The organism is Magnetococcus sp. PR-3 (assembly GCF_036689865.1).
Classification (GTDB): domain Bacteria; phylum Pseudomonadota; class Magnetococcia; order Magnetococcales; family Magnetococcaceae; genus Magnetococcus.
The window spans coordinates 90,655-112,763 of the sequence record NZ_JBAHUQ010000019.1; the positions used below are offsets into that span (position 1 = coordinate 90,655).

12 protein-coding genes are annotated in these 22,109 nt (G+C 50.6%); 6 read left to right on the top strand and 6 right to left on the bottom strand.

What is annotated here, in order from left to right; all coding sequences use genetic code 11:
• Positions 1 to 34: 34 nt before the first annotated feature.
• A complete protein-coding gene (locus tag V5T57_RS12260; RefSeq protein WP_332891507.1) occupies positions 35 to 814 on the top strand; it encodes a uroporphyrinogen-III synthase in 780 nt (259 codons plus the stop codon).
• On the opposite strand, the gene V5T57_RS12265 is transcribed toward V5T57_RS12260, so the two are convergent.
• Complete coding sequence (locus V5T57_RS12265) at positions 811 to 1,461, bottom strand: bacteriohemerythrin (protein WP_332891508.1); 651 nt, start codon at positions 1,459 to 1,461, stop codon at positions 811 to 813. The genes V5T57_RS12260 and V5T57_RS12265 overlap by 4 nt on opposite strands.
• Positions 1,462 to 1,686: 225 nt before the next feature.
• Between V5T57_RS12265 and V5T57_RS12270 the strand changes: the two genes are divergently transcribed.
• Positions 1,687 to 3,246: a PAS domain S-box protein gene (locus V5T57_RS12270; protein ID WP_332891509.1), complete on the top strand. Its 1,560-nt coding sequence runs from the start codon at positions 1,687 to 1,689 to the stop codon at positions 3,244 to 3,246.
• Positions 3,247 to 3,261: 15 nt separating this feature from the next.
• Here the strand turns inward: V5T57_RS12270 and V5T57_RS12275 are convergent, their stop codons facing one another.
• From V5T57_RS12275 to V5T57_RS12285, 3 genes are all read right to left on the bottom strand, one after another.
• Positions 3,262 to 5,979, bottom strand: coding sequence for a diguanylate cyclase (locus V5T57_RS12275; RefSeq protein WP_332891510.1), 2,718 nt, complete (start codon positions 5,977 to 5,979; stop codon positions 3,262 to 3,264).
• Positions 5,979 to 6,836, bottom strand: a complete 858-nt coding sequence (gene phnD / locus V5T57_RS12280) for a phosphate/phosphite/phosphonate ABC transporter substrate-binding protein (protein WP_332891511.1) — start codon at positions 6,834 to 6,836, stop codon at positions 5,979 to 5,981. Before phnD ends, V5T57_RS12275 begins: the two co-directional genes overlap by 1 nt.
• 104 nt (positions 6,837 to 6,940) lie before the next feature.
• Entirely contained in the window at positions 6,941 to 7,480 is a 540-nt protein-coding gene (locus V5T57_RS12285; protein WP_332891512.1) for a DUF924 family protein, read from the bottom strand.
• Between the two features lie 530 nt (positions 7,481 to 8,010).
• Here V5T57_RS12285 and V5T57_RS12290 point away from each other — a divergent pair.
• Positions 8,011 to 9,687: a TolC family protein gene (locus tag V5T57_RS12290; protein WP_332891513.1), complete on the top strand. Its 1,677-nt coding sequence runs from the start codon at positions 8,011 to 8,013 to the stop codon at positions 9,685 to 9,687.
• 776 nt (positions 9,688 to 10,463) lie between these two features.
• On the opposite strand, the gene V5T57_RS12295 is transcribed toward V5T57_RS12290, so the two are convergent.
• Complete coding sequence (locus V5T57_RS12295) at positions 10,464 to 10,787, bottom strand: hypothetical protein (protein WP_332891514.1); 324 nt, start codon at positions 10,785 to 10,787, stop codon at positions 10,464 to 10,466.
• Positions 10,788 to 10,990: 203 nt separating this feature from the next.
• On the bottom strand, positions 10,991 to 13,375 hold the full coding sequence (locus V5T57_RS12300) for a DEAD/DEAH box helicase (protein ID WP_442918206.1): 2,385 nt from the start codon (positions 13,373 to 13,375) through the stop codon (positions 10,991 to 10,993).
• Positions 13,376 to 13,832: 457 nt separating this feature from the next.
• On the opposite strand from V5T57_RS12300, the gene V5T57_RS12305 reads away from it, so the two are divergent.
• Genes V5T57_RS12305 through V5T57_RS12315 form a run of 3 tightly spaced genes read left to right on the top strand, consistent with a single transcriptional unit; the run spans position 13,833 to position 19,895 of the window.
• Positions 13,833 to 16,385, top strand: a complete 2,553-nt coding sequence (locus V5T57_RS12305) for a peptidase domain-containing ABC transporter (RefSeq protein ID WP_332891516.1) — start codon at positions 13,833 to 13,835, stop codon at positions 16,383 to 16,385.
• Complete coding sequence (locus V5T57_RS12310; protein ID WP_332891517.1) at positions 16,382 to 18,526, top strand: peptidase domain-containing ABC transporter; 2,145 nt, start codon at positions 16,382 to 16,384, stop codon at positions 18,524 to 18,526. Before V5T57_RS12305 ends, V5T57_RS12310 begins: the two co-directional genes overlap by 4 nt.
• Before the next feature lies 1 nt (position 18,527).
• Positions 18,528 to 19,895: an HlyD family type I secretion periplasmic adaptor subunit gene (locus tag V5T57_RS12315; protein WP_332891518.1), complete on the top strand. Its 1,368-nt coding sequence runs from the start codon at positions 18,528 to 18,530 to the stop codon at positions 19,893 to 19,895.
• The last annotated feature ends 2,214 nt before the right edge of the window (positions 19,896 to 22,109 follow it).

Sequence of the window (22,109 nt, forward strand, 5' to 3'; positions counted from 1 at the left end):
GCGCCTTTTTTCTATCTCTAGCCAGAGAAGAACAATGCATCCTACTGCTCTAAAAGATCGCATTATTCTGGTCACCCGCCCGCAGCCTGAAGCGGACACCACAGCGTCACTCATTCGCCGTGCAGGTGGCACACCACTAATTAGCCCGATGTTGAGCATACAGCCTGCTGAAGATCCCCGCCCTTTTCAAAATGCCATTCAAAGCTTAGATCAGTTTGACGGTGTGCTCATTACCAGCGCCAATGGTGCCCGTGCCTACCTTGAAGAGCTGGCCATCCAAGAACAGGTGGTTTCCCACACCCCCCCCTGTTATTCCGTTGGTCCTAAAACCGCCACCCTCCTGCGTGAAGGGGGCCTTCAGGTTACCCAACCCAACAGCCGTTTTGATGGCGAAGCATTGGCACAAGCGATTAATGAGTGGCAGGGCGCTCAACGCCGCTTTCTATTTCCCCGTGCTGCCATTGGTCGTGAGACCCTCATCGATGGACTGGCAGAAGAGGGGCACCACATTACCACGGTTGCAGCCTATGAGGCTGTACCCGCTCAACGGTTAAGTGACCAAGCTTTGAAATTATTAAGGGAAGAGCGTGTGGATGCCGCACTCTTTTTTAGCAGCCGCACCGCCACCACCTTCTTTGAGCTGATGATGCAACAGGCGATTATGCCAGATAACATGGTATTGGGGGCATTAAGCCCTGTTACAGGTGAGAAAATGGCGGCTTTGGGTTTTGCCGCCCAAGTGATTCCTCAACAAGCGACAGCCGAACATCTGCTTACGGCACTGGCGGACTACTGGGACCGTCCAACCTTCTAATCATCCTTGTTGTTTAATACATCGGCCGCCAGCTGCATAGCCTCTTCCATACTCATCCCAGTGGCTGAAGTGGCCAACTCTTCTAAATCTTGTGCTTCCGGTGTGGCATGTTGCAATACATAGGCGCAACGTTCGATCACCTGCAGTTTATCCTTGGGTACCTTTACCGTAACTTCCACCAAGGGTTGATCGGATGACAGCGTGACATGCATTTGGGCCTCAGCCCCCTGCTGTAACCCGGTCACATCCCCACTCATATAACTTGCCAGGGCCACATCCACCTTAAGAATATGCTCTTGCAGCCACTCATTAAGGAATGTATGCAGCTTGTCACAATCCACCAGATCCGGGTTGGTCTGAAAAACTTTCTGAACGGCAAACACCACCTTTTTCAGTTCATGATGCAGTGTCTTATGTTCGAGAAAATGCGGATAGTTTTTCTCCCGCATTAACTGCTCTTCACGGACAAAGTGGGTGCCTACATAGGTATAAAGAAAAGAGAGCGCCTCTTCCAACTGTTGGTGACTTAGCCCAACACGCATCTCCTTCCCAAATTTTCGTACTTCAAGAAACAGACTATAGTGATCGGCATCAATCATGGGCACACCGATACGATAGGGCTCAAACCAGTCGTCGTTCTCCACCATCCCCCCCTGCAACCTATGAAAAACCTGCCAAAGATGACCTATAAAACTACACCGAAAAATCTTGCCTTAGCAAGAACTTACTTGTTAATGTTCATGTATTCATAGTGGAATTAGCCCAGCATTTCTATGGGTTCACCCTCCATGATGGGAATTAACCCACCATTCCGGCAAAAGTCACCCCAAACGGGGCTAAGGCTTAAATACCTCTATAAAAATGAGAAACGCATGGCTATGGACCAACAAAGCACATTAAGCCCACAACATCTAACCAAAATTCTTGAGCACGCCAAAGATGCCATTATCAGTGCCAATGCCGAGGGAGAAATCACCTATCTCAACCTTGCAGCCGAGCAGATGTTTGGTTGGCCTCGTGAGGCCATTATGGGACAGAATGTTAATATTCTCATGCCCATGCCCGACAGCCTCCATCATCAGCAATTCATCAGCCGTTTTCTAAATCATAAAGATCAACGCATGTCCAATACAGGTCGAGAAGTCACGGCCATGCATAAGGACGGCAGTCGTTTTCCCATTGAGATCAGTTTAAGTGTTTTTGAGCAGGATGGGCACACCACCTTCACAGCCCTAATCCGTGACATTACCCAGCGCAAACAGCGCGAGGATCAACTGTTAATTGCCAAGCAACAAGCTGAAGTAGCCGTGCGGGCCAAGCGTGAGTTCCTCGCCATGATGAGCCATGAAATTCGTACCCCCATTAATGCCATTATGGGCATGCATGAGCTGATGCTTGAAGAACCCCTAGACCCCTTAAGCCAGGATTATCTCCATAGCGCACGCCAAGCCAGTAAAGGTTTATTGGCGATTGTGGATGATATGCTGACCCTCGCCGGCATGACGGGCTATCAAGACCTTGAACAGCCCTGTCATTTACACGAGCTTATCCATGAAATAACCGATCGCCATAAACCAGCCATGAAAGAAAAAGGGCTCTGTTTTACACTGAACGTTGCCCCCACTACCCCACACCGTGTCTTGGCCGATGCCTCCAAGGTTGGTCGTATGGTACACGCTTTACTGGATAATGCCGTCAAGTTCACCCACCAGGGGAAGGTTGAGGTCTTTCTGGCTCCGGCACCTTATCAAGGTGTGGAGTTGATTATTCAAGATAGCGGTATTGGTATTGACAGTGCGGAACAGCAAGCGATTTTCCACCCTTTTCATCAAGTGGATGGTTCTTTTACTCGTCAGCAAGGTGGCGCGGGTATGGGTTTGGCGATTGTACAGCGGTTGGTGCAACAGATGCAGGGCCATATTTTGGTGGAGAGCCAACCTGGTCAAGGCAGTCGATTTACCTTAACACTCCCCCTGTCCCCCCTTCCCTCGGAAGAAAAACAACCGACCACCACGATACCCCTTGAAGAGCTACCGACCCGCACCATTTTATTAGCCGAAGATGCTGAGGAGAATATACGTCTGGTCAAAGCTTATCTGACCCCCTTGGGCCATGACCTAACCGTCACTTACCATGGCAAACAGGCCTTGGAAATGGTTAAACAGAAACGCTTTGACCTGATCTTGATGGATATTCAAATGCCTATCATGGATGGATATGAAGCCACCCGGCAGATTAGACAGTGGGAAGAGGAGCAAAAACACCCTGCCACCCCCATTGTTGCACTCACCGCCAACGCCTTGGAAGAGGATGCCCAAAACAGCCTGAGCTCAGGGTGCGATGCCCACTTTACCAAACCCATTACCAAGGTACAGCTTATCCATATTATCAACCACTACAGCCGCGAAGCCAACACACCACAAACAGCCTAACGGTACCCGACAGACCTACATAACCACCAAGTTGCGCCCTTGGGTTTTGGCGGTGTAGAGTGCGGCATCAGCGCGCGCAACAAGACTTTTCTCTTTTTCACCCAGGTCGTACACCGCCACGCCAAAGCTGGCGGTTTTATGCCCCACAACAGGAAACTCATACGCTTCAATCGCACTGCGCAGTTTTTCTGCCAAGGCCAGCACCCCAGCATCACCTGTTTCCGGGGAGATCACCATAAACTCCTCGCCCCCCCAACGCCCCACCACATCGTTGCGGCGCACCTGATCTCGTAAGATCCCACCAATATCCACCAACACGGCATCCCCAACCTGATGGCCATGGGTATCGTTAACCGATTTAAAGTGATCCAGATCCATAAGAATAATGGAAAGCTGCCCTTTATAGCGGAAACAACGGGCGACCTCCTCCTTCAGCACTTCATCCAATTTAAGACGGTTGTACAACTGCGTCAGTTTATCGGTGATCGAGAGACGCTCAACATTTTTACGGTCGGTGATATCCTCTCGGATCGAGGCATAGCCCAGCATAGCCCCCTCATCATCATACCAAGGGAAAATCCGCACCTTCACCCAGAAGGACTCCCCATTTTTACGCCGGTTTAGCAGTTCACCCTGCCACTGTTGTCCAGACTGGATGGTATCCCACAACGTGTCATAGGCTGAGGCGCTCATTGAAGTATGGCGTAAAATACTGTGGTTCTGCCCAAGCAGCTCATGTTTGGTATAGCCGCAGATACGGCTGAACGCAGAAGAGACATAGACGATGTTACCCTCTAAATCTGTACGCGTGATCAGCACATTCTCATCCAAGGTGTCCAACAACCTGGAGAGCTCCCGTTCATGGTGCCGAATGGGGGTAATATCCGACAGGGTCATCAAGGTGATATCCCCAACATGGCGTAGCCCAAACTGAACATCCCGTAAACGCCCACCCCGGCAGCGGATTCGGCTCTCATGCACCTTCTCATAAATAGAAGGATCTGAACCATCACTGTTCCAAACTTTTAACAACCCCTCCAACATCTCTGGCTCAGGTGCGGCCAAGTTCCACCAGTGCGCCTCACTTTGCAAATCTTCACTGGTATAACCAAACACTTCACTAAAAGCCGCATTGATACTAATACCGTTCACATCCCGCATGAGCATGGGAACGGGGGATGACTCCACCACTTTGCTCAAGCGCTGCTCGCTCTCTTCCAACGCATGCCGGGTTCGATCCCAGTAGGTTTGTCCCCGCAGATTTTTTATGCCCAGTGATAGGTTCGCCGCAAGCTCAGAGAGCAGAGAAGCCTCTTCGGCCGCAAAGGCCCCCATATCCTGCGAATAGACAGTCAGGGCACCAAAACATCCCTCTTTTCCACATAGAGGAAATGCAGCACAGGTCACAAACTGCTGTGTTTTGGCTTGATCTTGCCAGGGTTTAAAGCGGGGATCTGTCGAGGTATCTTCAATAATGACCGGGCGGTTCTCACGGATGGCACTACCCACGGGGCCACGCCCCAATGCGGAGTCATCCCAATAGACTTCCAGGCGATCCATATAAGCCTTTTGGAACCCTTGATAGGCAACGGGTCGTACTTTTTTTTCAATGCCTCGGTCTGCCATACCGACCCAGGCCAAAGCATAGCCCCCCTGCTCGGTAATGATCTTACACACCTGATCCAACAGAGCTTGCTCTTCGGTTGATTGGGAGATCACCATTTGGCACTGACTAAGCACCCGATAGTGGCGATTTAAAATCTCCATCTGTACACGGTTCGCCTCAAGAGCCTCTTGTACCAACTTGATATTGGTAATGTTCTCATGGCTAATCACAACCCGAATCGCTCCAGGCCACTGCACACGGTGCACCCGCATGTTGTACCAGCGACGCGCTTTTAGGTTGGCGCACTCATAATCAAAGACAAAACTCTCGCGCTCTCCTAAAAGAACTTGCCGAATACCGGTCTCGGCCTTTTCTTCACACTGTTCACCAGCCAGGGTACTTTGACAATATTGGAAATAGCTTTTGTCCAGGTAGGTGTCAGGCGGGGCGTGATCATTTTGAAATTGGTTCTGCTTCCACGCCTTATTGGCCTTCACAATACAGCCTTCTTCATCCAGGATCACCATTTGGGTATCACTGGCGTTAAGGATACTGTCGGTAAAGGAGATAGAGTTTTGAAGATCCTGGGTACGCCGTGAAATCTCTTTTTCCATGGGCTTTAACGTCCAACGGAACAGCACATACCACAGGATTGAACCCGTCAACAGCACCATTAAAATAGAGAACACCATCAACCGTTGTTGCAGCGCTGCCAGAGCCCCCAACATACTTTGGCGGTGGTAGGCCAGCTGCAAGATCAACCCATTTTCATCAAACAGAACTTTTTTCTCACCCATAAGGGCATTGGCATCATGGGTACTATGCTGTTGTTTATAGAGTTGACGGCCATTGAGAAAATGGGCCTTTAGCAATGAGATATCCGGGTGTTTTTGGTGCCAACGGTCCAGAAGCTGGGTGGCTTCCACATAATCATGGCGCAGCATGGCATCGGTCAGAAAATCTCCAATCAACTCCAACTCAGATTGAACCCGCTGAAGCTCATTTTCACTCAGATGGTCTTTTTGCTCTTGATAAATAAAATAGGAAAACGACCCCACAACCAGGGACAACACCAAAATAATGGTGCTGAATAATGAGCGCTGTTTGGTATTAAAGGAGGCGCGCATCAGGGTTCTTTAAGGGCAGGAAGAACCTGATCAAGAATTTTACGGTGCAAATCATAATCCGTATCCTTAACAGGAACAAAAGCCGACAGTTTACGGTTGATGCTTTTTAGCACCTCTCCACCTTTTTCAGTGGTATGCAAGGTTTGCAGAGCATCCCGTATACGCTGTTGCAACCCCTTAGACATGGTTGAACGGGCGACAAAAACATGGGTGGAGAGCATGGGGGAGTGTGCCAGTAGACGGATATCTAGGTGCATATGTTCACGGAACACCTCCTCAGCCACCGCACCAGCATCAAACACCCCAAACTGCACACCGTGGAGAACATTTTCATGATTACGCAAATGTTTATGCAAACCAAGCTGTGCTAACCCAACCCCACGTTGCATCATCATATACAAAGGCACCTGGGTACTTAGGGTGGAGTTAATATTACCGAAGGCCACCTTCTTACCCTTAAGCTGCTTTAAACTGGAGATATCACTGTTATTGGCTGTAAAGATTACCGCTCTAAAATAGGGACTGCCCTCAAAGGCGTAACGGGCTAACAATGGCTTTTTGCCATAGGTATCGCCAATGGTGACATAGGGGCTACCCCCTAAAAAAGCAATATCCAGTTCATCCCTACCTGTACGTTCAATATGCTCTTGGTAGTTACGAGCAATCTCCAGTCGGACAGGCTGGCCCAACTGCTCACCAAGATAGCGTGCCAGGGGGGTATACTTTTCTAAAAGATTTTTGGCGCTGAGATAAGGCATAAAGCCTAATGTCAGAGTTTTTGGATCCTGCGCATGCACGGGTGAAACCAGGAACATTAGCAGCACAGCATAAACAGCAGGTTTCCAGAACTTGGTCATGATAGCCTCATTACATAAACATGCGAATTATGACACTCTACACCAAATATCCTGTTGTTTCAGCACTCTTTTTTTATCTTCCAAAGGTCCATAGATCGATATTATTAAAATGATGATCCCGGCTGCTGAAGAAATGCCTGTTCTTCAGCACTACTTGCCCGCCCTAAAAGCGCATTACGGTGAGGGAAACGACCAAAGCGTGCAATGATATCATGATGCTGCTGGGCAAATGAGAAAGTACGAGGATTTTCAACCGTAGCAAATAGAATAAGGCCCTGTTTTTGTATAAGTAAAGACTCACTATGCATATAAGGCATATAGATAAATGTACGCTGCGCATGGGGGAAGCTATCCGCAATCCCCTCATGAATGGCTTGCTGAGCCAAAAAAAGCGCAAGGGCATCGTAAGCAAAGGATTGCGGCGAACCTCGAAACATATTTCGAGAAAACTGATCCAGTAGAATAATTTGTGCCAACCACCCTGCAGGTTGATCCCGCCAAGCCACGAGCTCCCCTGCTACCAGTTGCTCATGAGCGGGCATAAAGTCTGTCACAATCTGTTGATCCAACGGCTCTGATTTTCGGAACCAATCTACAGGCTTTAGCGTTTCAAACCAAAAGGTAAGTATATCCTCAGCTCGCATAACCCTCTCCATCTGCTATCTGGTCTGTAATGAGTTTTAGAGCCCTAACAGCCGCCAGGGTTGCACCGCCCCTTTGCAATCCCCCACTTATTCCCCCCTGTTTTGACTGAAACGGGGCACCCTAAGCAAAAAAGAGAGAATGATATCCCGATGCACCGAGCTACTTCGTTGCATCGGGGTGCGGTATCGTTGCTGCTGCAGGCCCCTTCTTACCGGATTAAGCGCGGAACCCTTAATTGAGCTACTGACTTAAAATCTTCATGTTCATAGCTTCTGTAGCGACACGACCCTATTTGCTGGGAAAAAAGGGTGCGAACACAAGCATCTTGCCTGGTTTATCGGAAAAAACCTCCCTTACCTTACAGACAATCTACCGCCAAACAACACGTTTACCCATTAACCTTCAACACCTTACCACAAGAAGGACAGTTGGCGTGGAGTTTGCGCTTTTATCTTTGGGCCCAGCCTGCCTGTTACCTAAGGGCAGTATAAAGGTCCTCGATTGCCCCCTTTTTAAGAGGTAAAGGCCGATGATGCGCCGACAAAAAACATGGAACCGCCCCCTACTGGTCCTAATCGGGCTGCTGCTTTTAATGGTTGGTTGCAGCAGCCAGACCAAAGATCTCAATCCTCAGGAGATCGCTCAAAGGGCACGTTCAGACCATAAGTTTGTCCAAGCACAAAGAGATCACCGCCCCACCTCCGTCACGCTCTATGGGGCGATGGCCAAGGCTGTACAAGCCAACCAAGCGCTGCGTATTCAAGCCTACGAGACATCTTTGGCTCTACAGCAAAAAGCGCTAACCCGGCAGGCCATGCTACCTCAGCTATTGCTTGATGCAGGCTATAACAGCCGAGATAATGATCCTTCAAGCTACAATGAAGGGGCCTCTGCGGCATCCATATCTCGTGAAAAATCCACCTTCCAGGGGGATATTACCCTGGCATGGAATGCTTTGGACTTTGGCCTGAGCTATTTAGAGACCAAACAGCAGGCCAATACGCTATTCATTAAACGTCAACAACGTCGTAAAGCGGTACAGAACCTTTTAGAAGAGGTTCGTGAAGCCTACTGGAATGCCGTGCTGGCCGACCGTCTGTTGCCCCATGTCACCAGCACCATTCAAGCCCTTAATCAACAGCTACTTTTGTTGCAACAGGCCGAACGCCAAGGTGAAGCCCCGCCAGTACAGCTATTAAAAAAACAACGGGCACTGTTGGACCATTTAGAACAGTTAAATGCCAGCCATAATGAGCTGGCTCGAGCCAAACTGGCACTGGCCAACCTTATGCACTTGGCACCCGGCACGCCTTATCAAACCCGCATTCACAATGGTGAGTTTTTAGATGGTTCTGTTGTCCGCTTACCCGCTGAGGTGTTAGAGGCCTTTGCCCTGGCCAACCGCCCAGAGCTACGGGAAGATGATTACCGCCAACGCATCAATAACCTGGAAGTGCGTAAAGCCATGGTTAAGATGCTGCCGGGCATTCAGTTGACGGCAGGAGGCCACCACGATAGCAACCGCTATTTGATCAATAATTCCTGGTTAGATGCTGGCTTGAACTTATCCTGGAACATGCTGACCTGGGGGCATGATGGCCACCCGATCACCATCGCTCAAATGGAGCGTGAACTGGCTGATGCCCAACATCTCACACGCGCGGTAACCATATTGGCGCAACTTCATATGTCGCTAGACGGCTTTTTAGCTGCCACAGCAGATTATGATGTCACCCAACAGATCCATCAGGTTATGCAACGCATGGCCAACCATTTAACGGTACAGCGTAAAAGCTATAAACTCAGTAGCTATGAAGAGCTGATTTCCCGCGCACAGACCGTCACATCTGCCCACCGATTGGGACGAACCTTTACCCAGTCTCAAGCAAGCATGGGACGCATTTACCGCTCACTGGGGGTAGATTTACTGCCGAAAAACTGGGAACAGGCCATCACTCATGAAAACCGCTTAGCGGCCTTCATTGATCAGGGGCACCGAGCTGGACGCTATAACCTGCACCGTTTAGCCAGCCAACAACGTATGGTTGCCGCCCGGCCACCCGCACAAATCAAGGTACCCATCCGCCGCTCCCCTATCCCCAAAGCAGCACGAACAACAGCTGGGCAAGCTGTTGTGATTGATCCAAACGCCTTTTTACACGGGCCGTCTACATCAAGCGTTTTTGATGGCACAGCCATCCCCTGAGAGGACCTTTCATACACACCTTTTCAGCCATGACACATCTTGGAACAGGCTCACCCCTGTTCCGAGAAGATGTCGGCTAAAAGAGAGCAGGTAAAGACCTTACGGGGCATAGCCCAACCATGGTGTGGTCAAGTCGCTGAACACAGCTCCCGACTCAACCCTTATGCAGGGGGATCACCAGCTTTAACTGAGGGGGGGGGAGTGGCACGGTGTACACCAGAATTCACGAACAGAAGATCCCATCGCTCAAAGTGAACGACAAACATGGCCACCACCTCACGGCTAAGCCACACCAGAAGTGCCGCATGGTAACGCTGTAACGTAGGCTAAAACGGTGGAAACCAATGTTTGTAGAAGAAACAGTCAACAGGCGCGCACCGCTTACACCCTGTACAGACCGGTACGCTCAGGCTACCGCATCATGTTTTATAGCTGGCGCAATCTGTATAGAATAGACAGAACATGTTGCCTGGGCAGACCAACCCAGCTCATAACACCGCAGCATCTTCCAACAGCCACCCTACCCGCTTTTTGAAAAAGGCATGCCCAGCCTGGATGATCCCACCCCTACCCATGTTTATACCCGCATCATGATCTGTTAAAGACAAGACACCCCTCTCTTTACCCAGCATGCTGAATCAACATGTGATGCGTTCTTCCAAGGCAAGCGCCGCCTCAGTTTAACCTTGAAGAGGTGCCCGCATAGAGGACTGTCATCTGTTTGGGTAATCTGATGTGGGGTCGCTGTGGCTAGCGCTGCGGCTCTGTTTACACGCTTAAGCTGTTCTTTGGGTATATCGCTGATAACCATAGAGACGGTTGATATAAAAGACCCGTTCCGCATCCTTGGCACTACAGGCCTCTGAAAGTGCCCTTTGTACAGCCATGAGCTCCTGCGTCACGACACAGTCTGGAAAGGTGCATACTTCACACTTCTGCTCCACCAGATTTTGAGTACAACTGGTATCAGGCAATTGTGCGTTTAATGTATGCAGGATATCTAAACAGGAAGAACGACCTGCGGCCTCCAAAGAGAGTTCATACAAAGCGTGGCGCATCAAACGAATAATGGATGCTTCTTTCATGCAGATTTTAGACATGACGACCTCCATGATCGTCTGACAACGGCCGCTCTGTCCTCTATGCACAGCGTACGTTTACCTCTAACAGGGCCAACCGTACCCGCCCAGGCACCGCACACCCCACACCCATTACTACGTATTAATACGTAGTAATGGGTGTAAATATACGCATTTTATGGTTGAGATCAAGGAAAATCCCCTTTAGACCAACCCACGTGTCGTTACGCTGAGAGTAAGCGCAGAACCGTTAAAGCGGCAGAGCGGGGACTGGCACCCCCCTCCTCTTCCGCAGCCAACACCGCCCCCACACAGCTTGGGCAGCCCTGTTTACAGTCACAGCGCTGCACCAGTGCCAAGGCATCCTGCACAATCTGTTCAGCCAAACCATAAAGGGGCTCCGTAAAACCAATACCACCTGGATAGCTATCATACAAAAACAGGGTTGGTTCAAAGTTGCCCGTTAAATTTTCTGGTTTAAGGGGCTGCCCATCGGCATCTCGCAAAGCACCACGACGGTTGGGGTCCTGGGTTGCTGACCAGCCAGCCTGGCCATCCCCCACCGCACGCCCCAAATCACCCCGCTCCGCCATAATACGTACGGCTGCGACCGTATGCAGTGCGTATGAAGCACCCAAAAAACCACTCAGCGCTTGCCAGCGATCTTGAAAGGCCTGCTCCAAGGCATTCGCCTGTATGCGCCACCATAACGAGGTGGTATGCATCTCAGAATCCGGTAAATGGATATGTCCAAACCCCACATTTTCATGGGTGTAATAACGAATCTTTTTAAATCCAGCCACCCGCCGGACCAAATGAACTTCACCATGCCCCTTTTCTGCCGCCTGCCCCTGTTCCCCCTCAAACTGATCAAGAATTTTCAGTTTGGTATAATCGATGGCATCGGTGTAATAATCGGCCTTGGTCTTTTTAACAAAGGCTTTACGTCCATCCCAATCCAGACGTTCAACTTGGTAGGGCGTTGCCTGGATCATATATATGGCATTTTCATACAGGGTCATCGGGGCCGCACTGTAATCCACCTCCGCCACCACCCTCTGTCCACCATCGGTTATATCTATAACCACAAAGTTACCATCGGAAACCGAGCGTAAACTCACCGCATTGGCTGGATAGCTATCATCATTCCAATGCCACTGGTTGCCTTCATGGTGGAGCACCCCTTCCTCTTGCAGATAACCGAGCAGCTCTACCAGAGCCTCGCCACCAAACACCTCGCCATCTTTAAAAGGTAGTTCAAATGCAGCACACCGCACATGATCCAATAAAATCAACAACTGATCTGGTGCTATACGGGCTTGTTCAGGCGAGGCCTCTGCAAAAAAATCGGGATGACGGACAATAAATTGATCCAAGGCATCACTGGCCCCCACAAGCACCCCCAAAGCAGCTTGGTTACGCCGCCCAGCACGCCCTAAACGCTGCCAGGTTGCGGCAATAGACCCTGGGTATCCATTCAACACGCAGCAGTCTAAATCTCCAATATCCACACCCAACTCCAGGGCCGAAGTCGCCACGACACAGTTCACATCCCCCTCCCGCAGCTTACGCTCTACGCTACGGCGTTCCGTGGGCAGGTACCCCCCCCGGTAGGCGGCGATACGCTCGGGTCGGCGAGGATCTTTATCAAAAATATCTTTTAAATATTTAGTGATCACCTCAACCATGAGACGGGTACGGGTAAATACAATGGATTTCACGCCATGATCTACCGCCATATGGGCCAGCTGGGTGCTCTGAGAACGGGCTGACGCACGAATACCCAAATCTTCATTCACCACCGGGGGGTTCCACAACATGATGGTTTTTTCCCCGGCAGGTGCCCCACTCTCCGTAATGGCCGTAACCGGCTCTTCTAACAACCGTTCCGCCAACGCCTTAGGGTTGGCGATGGTGGCACTGCACAGAATAAATTGAGGCTTTACCCGATAAAAGGCACAGATCCGCTTAAGCCTGCGTAAGACATTGGCCATATGAGAGCCAAACACCCCCCGGTAGGTATGGGTCTCATCAATAACAATGTAGGCTAAATTTTCAAAAAACTGCGCCCATTTTGTATGGTGAGGCAACACCCCTTGATGCAGCATATCGGGGTTGGAGATCACAATATCCCCTTTGGTCCGCACCGCTTTACGGGCATCGGCAGGCGTATCACCATCAAAAGTAAAGACCTTAACCCCTAACGCCTGCTGACGGTTCAGCTCATGCAGCTCAGCCAACTGATCTTGGGCCAACGCCTTGGTGGGGAATAGGTAGAGTGCTTTGGACTTTTTTTGCCGAGCTGCTTGCAAAACCGGCAAATTATAACAGAGTGTTTTGCCCGATGCGGTTGGTGTTACCACCACCACATGCTCTCCTGCGGCCACCGCATCCCAACTTGCCCGCTGATGACTGTAAAGTTGCTCAACCCCTCGTCCCTGCAGAGCACGCACGATCTCCCCATCCAAAGCCTCAGGAAAAGGGGCATACACAGCCTCCTTAGCTGGAACTTGCACTTCTCCAGTAATCCGCTGTCCATAACCTTTTCTAAGGCGCGCAATCAGCTCATGCACGCCACCCCGGTCAGCCGAGGGGATGGTTGGCGCCATACCAGGATGGGGGCGAGGGTTGGATTTCACAGCGGGCATACTCCATAAGACTTAAATAGAAAGGAGGAGGTCCTACCCCCATAGTTTAGGGGGATCTTTCTGCTTTTGTATAGCCGCAGCATCCCATGAACCACGGTATACTTTTGCAGGATACGCACAATCACACCAAATTTAATACATACTTTGATTTCAGCAATAAAGAGACAAAATGCAACATTTCACACCCTGATATGCGGTTCATTGCGCATAAGTCTTTTTTACACACAAATCCAGGCATATAATTTGCTATTATTCCATGTGGTTTCCTATTTTTTGTAAGAAGGGACCATTTAACTAATACTTTTTGGTGGGCATTCAAGGTGGTTTCCACCATAATTCAGGGTCACCCCTTCATCTGGATTCAAGGGGTAAACAGATGTTTCACAGGCACGTTTAAATAGTGGTTTAACGAAATACGATGAACGTTCAGACCTTCTTTCACAAAGAAGATTGGCCCGATACGCTCACGCCCTTCACCATCATGAAGGGGGTCGTTCGTTATATTCTGCTGCTTAGTGTCGTCATCAATCTGTTAGGGCTTGCCCTTCCTTTGACGCTTTTGCAGGTGTATGACCGCATTTTGCCGAATGAAGCGCACAGCACCTTGCAGATGCTTATTCTGCTGGTTATTGGTGCTGTTGTTATTGAAAGCACACTGAAAACCATCCGTACCTATATTGGTGGCTGGGTTGGAGCCCGCTTTGAGCACCGCTCTAACTATTTAGCCCTGGAGCGTATGCTCTACACCAATTTGGCCAGCTTTGAAAAAGCAGGATCAGGTGAACACCTGGAACGTATGGAGGGACTTGGTACCATCAAGGACTTCTATGCCGGTCAAGCTATGCAGGTCTATTTGGATCTGCTGTTTGTTCCGATCTTTCTCTTTTTTATCTGGCACATCGGTAGCTGGATGGTGTTTGTCACCATCATTACCTTCATTATGTTTGTTGTGGCTGCAGGTTGGGTCGGTGACAAACTGAAAAAAGCGGTTAAACAGCGCTCGGTCGCTGATGAACGTCGCCTAAACTTTATCATTGAAGTGCTCACCGGCATGCACTCTGTTAAAGGCATGGCCATGGAAGCCCAGATGTTGCGCCGCTACGAGCGTTTGCAAGAGGGCTGCGCCAACAATGCCAAACAGGTGGTTTTGGAGAGTAACAGCGCCCAGGGTCTTGGTAGCTTCTACGCCCAGCTCAACACCATTATGATTGCCGCGGTTGGCTCTACTTTGGTTATTGACCATCAACTCACCATTGGTGGCTTGGCCGCCTGTACCATGCTCTCAGGCCGTGCCATGGGCCCCCTACAACAGGCCGTAGGCATTTGGGCACGCTGGCAAACCATCCGCCTTGCCAAAGAGCGCATGCAGGAAATTTTTCAGTTAGAGCCTGAAATCCATGACAACATGGAGGAGTGCCCAGAGATCCAAGGCAAGCTGGAGCTAAAAAATGTTAGCTACCAGTTTGATCCCGACCATCCACCAATTTTACATGACCTTAATTTGGTGGTGGAACCGGGTGAGATCATTGCCGTACGTGGGGATAACGGTAGTGGAAAAACCTCCCTGCTATGGCTCATGATGGGTGCCCTGCGGGCCTCGGAAGGTGAAGTCTATCTGGACGATGTCCCGATCCGCATTTATGACCCTAAATCCATGCGGGACAAAGTATCCTACCTGCCCCAGTCCGGTGTTCTGTTCCAAGGCACTTTGCTGGAAAATATCACCATGTTCCGAGAAGAGCTTTATGATGCTGCTCTGGAAGTGGTGGAGTTAATGCAGCTGGAAGAGGTCATCTCCAGCATGCCCAAAGGGATTGAAACGCAGATTGATGATGGATCCAAGGAATCTCTTCCTAAAGGAATTCGTCAACGGATCTGCATTGCCCGCGCACTACTGGAAAAGCCTAAACTCATTCTCTTTGATGAGGCAAATGCTGCCATTGATGGTGCTGGTGATGAACAGCTGAAATCCACCCTTGAGGGCATGCGCGGCGATGCCACCATGATTTTGGTGACCGTGCGCCCCTCACTATACAAAATTGCTGATCGTGTGTATGACCTGAAAGAGGGCACCTTAACCCTCGCCCCTCCACCGCCCCCTCGTGGTGGCGCGCCAGGTGGTGGTGCACCGGCCCCCGCACCCTCAGGTACAGCACCGGCAGCACCGGCAGCACCGGCAGCACCGGCAGCACCGGCAGCACCTAAACCTGCGGCACCGGCAGCACCTAAACCTGCGGCACCGGCAGCGCCTAAACCTGCGGCACCGGCAGTGCCTAAACCTGCGGCACCGGCAGCGCCTAAACCTGCGGCACCGGCAGCGCCTAAACCTGCGGCACCAGCGGCGCCCAAAGCACCAACCCCACCCTCGGGCTCTCCTGCCGTCGATGCCGTTGCCAAAGCAGCACAAGCGGATATGAAACGCCGTGCCGAGGCCAGAGCTCGGGCACGTGCCGAAAAAGAAGCCAAAGAAAGAGCTCGTGCGGAGTTATTAAAACGTCGTAAAGCTGAAGCTGAGAATAAGGAAAAACGGGAAGCAGAAGCTGAGCTCAAACGCTTGGATGCCATGAAACAGGCCGCCATGCGCCAAGCTGCTATGCGCCGTGCACGCCAGGAAAATGCACAGCAGGAGTCGGAAGGCGAAACCACCACTCTCGCTAAGACCAAGCACCCGCATGGACATCGCCCTACCCGTCCGGATGATGACGGGGGACCCGATCGTCCAGGTGGCGGTGGTGGACGCCGCAGACCCAATCGTCGCCGTCGTAAAGATGGTCAAGGAAAAGCGGGAAGCACTCATGGTAAACCCGGTTCAACTCAAGCTCAGTTGACGGATACACTACCAGATCAGCCCGCCACCCTTCGCCGTCCAAAGCGAGGACAAAAGGCTGGAAGCACACAGCAGCAAGGTGTCCGCAAGCCCAATGCCCGCCGAAAAAAAGCGAGCCAGGACGGGAGTGGGGGTGATGCATGAGTGTTGAGATCAAAGCCCTAGAAATCCCCAAAGTTACCGGTATTCTGGCAGAATTTGCGCAGGCATCGGACTTTGGTGCCTGCATGATCCCACTTCTATCGGCATTGAACTGGCGTGGTGACATGCGCCACGTAGCGGAATCTCTGCCGCACTTTGTGGAAACACTGGACCTGACCGGTTTCCGAAATATGATGGCCCACCTTAACTATCGCAGTGAAGATATTCGCATGCCGATGGATGAGGTGGATGAACGTCTCTATCCTTTTCTCTACGTCCCGGATAAACGGGGTGCCTTTGTTGTCATGGGCCGCAATGAGGATGGGACTTTCGATGTCTATGACGGTGAAGTAGACCAACGTTTTGAGGATTGGACAAAAACCGACGTTAAAGGCCGAGCCTTCTTCTTTCAGCCTATGGATGTGGAGGAGGTTCAGCAGACTCAGGCCCGATTGGGCTGGTTCCGCATGGTCATGGAACGTTTTAGAACGTTCTCCTACTATATTTTGGCCATCACCTTTGTGATCACCCTGCTCCAAGTGGTGACACCACTTTATGTGATGCAAGTTTATGACAGGGTGGTGGGGTCAGAGTCTATGACCACCTTGGCCTTTTTGCTGGCTGGGGCATTAGCAGCACTCTTTTTTGATTGGTTTTTCAGAAACATGCGCGCCACGATGCTGGGCTATGTCGGCGCACGTTTGGATAACATTATTGGTAATGCCGTTTTCCAACGCATTCTATACCTGCTGCCAGCTTATACAGAGCGCGCCACCATTGGCTCCCAGGTTGCCCGCATTCGCGACTTTGAATCGATCCGTGAATTCTTCACCGGCGCCTTGGTTATCGTCTTTTTAGAGCTTCCATTTACCGCTGTTTTCTTATTGGTCATTGCCTCGCTAGCAGGCCCCTTAGCGTTTGTGCCCATGGTCACCATGGTGCTGTTTGTATTGCTGTGGATAACCATGACCCCGCTGGTCAATAACTCGGGGGCAACCGCCCGTCGTTGGAGCTCACAAAAGCAGTCTTTTATTGTAGAAGCCCTCAACTCTATGCGGGCCATTAAATACTGCCGAGCTGAAGATATTTGGCTGGACCGCTTCCGGGAACTCTCCGCTAAAACGGCCCAATCGAACTTCAAGACCGCGTTTATCAATGCGGTGGTGCAGTCACTGGGTCAGGCTTTTATTGTGGGTTCTGGCCTGGGTACCATTGCATGGGGCGTATTGCGGGTCTTAAGTGGCGACATGACGGTGGGTGCCCTGGTTGCCTGTATGGTTCTGGTATGGCGGGTTTTAACCCCCATGCAAGCACTATTTACAGCTATGACACGACTGGAGGCCATCCGCTCTTCTGTCGCCCAGGTTAACAACCTGATGAATGTTAAACCTGAGCGAGAGCCCCACGCCCCCATCAAAAAAATTGCCCAGTTCAAAGGTGATGTTACCTTCTCACGGGTCTCCATCCGCTACAGTCAGGAGGCAGACCCAGCATTGGTTGGTGTGACCTTTGAGGCCAAAGCGGGTGAGTGCATTGTGGTGGTCGGTGGTAATGGGTCGGGTAAATCTACACTGGTTAAACTGATTGCAGGCATCTACAGCCCCCAAGCTGGTGGTATTTTTATTGATGGACGTGATACCCGTCAGCTAGACGCCATTGAGCTACGTCAGGCCATTGCCTACGTTCCCCAAACCGTTAACCTTTTCCACGGTACTATTGCACAGAACTTGCGCCTGGCTCATCCGACAGCATCTCAAGAAGAGTTGGAAGAGGCCTGTAGCAAAGCAACCGTGTTAGAAGAGATTGAAGCCATGCCCAAAGGGTGGTGGACTCGGATTGGTGACTCCCGCTCAGCCCAACTTTCTTCAGGTTTTATTCAAAAGATTTCACTGGCTCGTGCCTACTTGAAACAAGCCCCTGTCATCTTGTTTGATGAACCTGCCAACGCTTTGGACTGGGATGCCGATGATGCTTTCCAAAATGTTGTTAAGGAACTCAAGGGAAAATCGACCATTTTCATCGTTACCCACAGTCCCAGACACCGCAGGCTCGCTGACCAACTTCTCTATTTGGAACGCGGCTATCTGCAGCTCGCTGGCCCCGCCGAAGAGGTGGAAGCCCGCCTGCCTAAAGGGTTGATTTAAGATGAACGCCGAGAATAAAGAGACCCAAGAAGAAGAGGTCAAAAAAATTCCAACCGGCAAACGCCAGGAGCGCCTTTTGGCGCAATCGGTGGTGTTGGAAGAGGCTGGCCTATCCCGCTTACTCAAGTATGCCTCACTGGCCATTACCGGCGCCATTTTGGTGTTCTTTATCTGGGCCAACTTCGCCAACATGGATGAGGTTGCCCATACCACGGGTGAAGTGGCGCCATCAGACTCCATTCAATTTGCTCAGCACCTGGAAGGTGGTATCGTTGGGGAGGTCCTAGCGATTGAAGGTGAGCGGGTAAAAAAAGGTCAAGCCCTTGCCCGCATGGAGTCTGAAGACGTTGTTGCAGAGTATAATCAAATGCATACCCGTGAAGCTGTGCTGGCACTGCAAGTTTCACAAAAGCGGGCTCTACTCAACAGTGAACCTATGGACCTTGCGGGGATTGAACGCCCACTGTTTAACCCTCTCATTGCTGAAGCCATCGACTTTTTAGATACCCAACGCACCTCTTTAGCCAGCCAACGTGAAGTCATCATCACCCAGGTTAAGCAAAAAGAGATGAAGCTTAAAAAGTTGATTAATCAAGCGGCGGCTTACAGAAACCAAGTCAAATACTATGATGAGGAGATTGCGGTTCGCATCCCCTTAACTGAACGTAAGTTGATGAAGCGTCTAGATACGGTTAAAGCTCTACAATCACGAGAGAACACTAGGGCTGACTTGGTAGAAACCGAAGGGGATGTTGAGGTTACCAAGCTTGAACTGGAAGAGAAACATCAGAACCTTAGAGAGACAGAAGACAGCTTTTTTCAAGATGCCATGCGTGAACTGGATGGCGCCTATTCAGAACTGGTACAGATCAGAGCTTCCCTGCCCCGCCTTAAAGATCGTCTCGCCCGCTTAACCGTGCGCTCACCGGTGGATGGTGTGGTTAAAGAGATGAAGGTGAATGGTATTGGTGGTGTTTTAGGTCCTGGTGGTGATATCGCAGAAATCGTCCCCATTGAAGACACCAAAAAGGTTGAGGTTAAAATCACCACCGTCGATATTGGCCATGTTGAGGTTGGGCAACAGGTCACGGTTAAGGTCAGCACCTATGACTACGCCCGTTATGGTGGTATTGATGGCGAATTGGTGGCCATTTCTCCCGCAACCTTTACGGATGAAGATGGTGGCGACCCCTATTACCGTGGCACCATTCAACTTCAACAAAACTATGTGGGTGGTGATGCCACGCAGAACCTTCTTTTACCCGGCATGACGGTAGAAGCCAGTATCCACACCGGATCCAAGACCTTGATGGAGTATCTACTCAAGCCCATCTATGCGTCGGTTAACGACTCCTTCCGCGAACGTTAATAGCGCATGATCAATACACGCAAAAAAGAGGACCGTACGGTCCTCTTTTTTTTACGATCATATTTTTTCTTTTAAGATACACCCCTTTTTTTTACGATCATTTTCTTCCTAAAAGATCCACATATTCTCGAATAATCTCGTTATTATTCATTACTCTAGAGACTTCTTGCAGAAATATCACATAAAGTCCCATCAGCACGTTCAAAAAAGTACTAGTCATAAATTTCACTTATAATCCATTAATATATTTTCTATGAAAATGCAGTTTAATAATCGTATGGCTTTGTTTTTACTCATCTTCACCCTTCACTAATCCTGCCCATTTTTACTGCCAGAAGACTAATACCTTGGTATGATGATGGTGTCGGAGTTTATCCGAAGCCATTTCCGTGCGCGAACGAAGGGCTCTGACAGACGGTCCAACGTTTACGGAAACTGGCAAACTCATAAGATTAAAACGCTGGTGGGCGTTTTTCTTCATACGGCAGGAGATGGAATCATGGCTGAAGATACTGGCAACGAAACTCCCAAGGTACAAGAAGCTGCTGATGACGGCGAAGAGGCGCGACAGAATCTGGATGACATGACCGTCCTCCAGAATGATGACAATGTTGACCTTTCTGCCGAACAGCAACAAGGCCAGGATGGTAACCGCAACCAAGCGGAAGATCTTCAAGGCATGTCGGCCATCCAAATGGGCAGCCGGATTATGCCCGACGAAGCCATCACAGAAGATTCCGAAATAGGCGCGGTAGAGACAGGCGGGTCTGAGGTAGAGTCCTCCGACAACGAAGCTCCGACCCAAGGTGAGTCTGAAGAGGCCGGTGAAGAGGACAGTAATGGAGATGATTTCTCCATTGAACCCCCTGTTGCTGGTGTTGAATCCCAGGCCGGGTTGCAGTTCAACCTGCCCGAGACCGAGACCGTCGATAGCGAAGCCGACCCCGCTGAAGCCGCTGCCCCTGATACCGATCTGCCGACCCCCACCACGGCAGATCCTGGCCCAGCTACAGCGGAAACAGCCGCCGTTGTAGAAGAGACCGAGGAAGAGGAAGAAGAGGAGACCGAGGAAGAGGAAGAAGAGGAGGATGAAGAGACGCCCGTTGATGACACACCTCTGGCCGACGGTATCTCCATCGGTGCTGAAGATGTTTCCGGTGATGAAGACTCCGGCATTGCTCTAAACCTGGATATCACCCAAAGTGATAGCGGCGAGCAACTGACCGTGACCATTGGTAATGTACCCGATGGCGCGAGCCTTCAATCGGATTCAGCCGACACCTTTAAGCAGGAAAATCCTGATGAGCCCCATCCCATTATTGATAATGAGGACGGCACCTGGACCATCAATGGTGATTTTGCCAACGATGTCATCCTCACCCCCCCTGATGACTCTAATGATGACTTCACCCTAGACATCACCGCCACCACCACCGAGACCGCCTCTGGGTTGAGCAATACCATCACCGCTGAAGTGAATGTCGATGTACACGGTGTGGCCGATGAGGTGGTCTTTACCGAAGGTTCAGCCTCNGAAGAGGAAGAAGAGGAGACCGAGGAAGAGGAAGAAGAGGAGGATGAAGAGACGCCCGTTGATGACACACCTCTGGCCGACGGTATCTCCATCGGTGCTGAAGATGTTTCCGGTGATGAAGACTCCGGCATTGCTCTAAACCTGGATATCACCCAAAGTGATAGCGGCGAGCAACTGACCGTGACCATTGGTAATGTACCCGATGGCGCGAGCCTTCAATCGGATTCAGCCGACACCTTTAAGCAGGAAAATCCTGATGAGCCCCATCCCATTATTGATAATGAGGACGGCACCTGGACCATCAATGGTGATTTTGCCAACGATGTCATCCTCACCCCCCCTGATGACTCTAATGATGACTTCACCCTAGACATCACCGCCACCACCACCGAGACCGCCTCTGGGTTGAGCAATACCATCACCGCTGAAGTGAATGTCGATGTACACGGTGTGGCCGATGAGGTGGTCTTTACCGAAGGTTCAGCCTCTGGTGCGGAAGATAGCTGGATTGATGTTCAATCTGCATTCAACCTGACCGATCTGGATGGTTCAGAGAATGTCACCAGCGTGGTACTGACAGATCTGCCAGAAGGCACCACCCTGCAGATGCAAACCGGTGTAGAGAACGGCGAACCTGTCTTTACTGCCATTGAGGTCTCTGATGGCAGCGCCACCATTGA

What these genes read in the sequence shown, in the direction of transcription:
- V5T57_RS12260 (WP_332891507.1), top strand. Translation starts at nt 35, where the DNA reads ATGCATCCTACTGCTCTAAAAGATCGCATTATTCTGGTCACCCGCCCG.
- V5T57_RS12265 (WP_332891508.1), bottom strand. Translation starts at nt 1,461, where the DNA reads ATGGTGGAGAACGACGACTGGTTTGAGCCCTATCGTATCGGTGTGCCC.
- V5T57_RS12270 (WP_332891509.1), top strand. Translation starts at nt 1,687, where the DNA reads ATGGCTATGGACCAACAAAGCACATTAAGCCCACAACATCTAACCAAA.
- V5T57_RS12275 (WP_332891510.1), bottom strand. Translation starts at nt 5,979, where the DNA reads ATGCGCGCCTCCTTTAATACCAAACAGCGCTCATTATTCAGCACCATT.
- phnD (WP_332891511.1), bottom strand. Translation starts at nt 6,836, where the DNA reads ATGACCAAGTTCTGGAAACCTGCTGTTTATGCTGTGCTGCTAATGTTC.
- V5T57_RS12285 (WP_332891512.1), bottom strand. Translation starts at nt 7,480, where the DNA reads ATGCGAGCTGAGGATATACTTACCTTTTGGTTTGAAACGCTAAAGCCT.
- V5T57_RS12290 (WP_332891513.1), top strand. Translation starts at nt 8,011, where the DNA reads ATGATGCGCCGACAAAAAACATGGAACCGCCCCCTACTGGTCCTAATC.
- V5T57_RS12295 (WP_332891514.1), bottom strand. Translation starts at nt 10,787, where the DNA reads ATGTCTAAAATCTGCATGAAAGAAGCATCCATTATTCGTTTGATGCGC.
- V5T57_RS12300 (WP_442918206.1), bottom strand. Translation starts at nt 13,375, where the DNA reads ATGGCGCCAACCATCCCCTCGGCTGACCGGGGTGGCGTGCATGAGCTG.
- V5T57_RS12305 (WP_332891516.1), top strand. Translation starts at nt 13,833, where the DNA reads ATGAACGTTCAGACCTTCTTTCACAAAGAAGATTGGCCCGATACGCTC.
- V5T57_RS12310 (WP_332891517.1), top strand. Translation starts at nt 16,382, where the DNA reads ATGAGTGTTGAGATCAAAGCCCTAGAAATCCCCAAAGTTACCGGTATT.
- V5T57_RS12315 (WP_332891518.1), top strand. Translation starts at nt 18,528, where the DNA reads ATGAACGCCGAGAATAAAGAGACCCAAGAAGAAGAGGTCAAAAAAATT.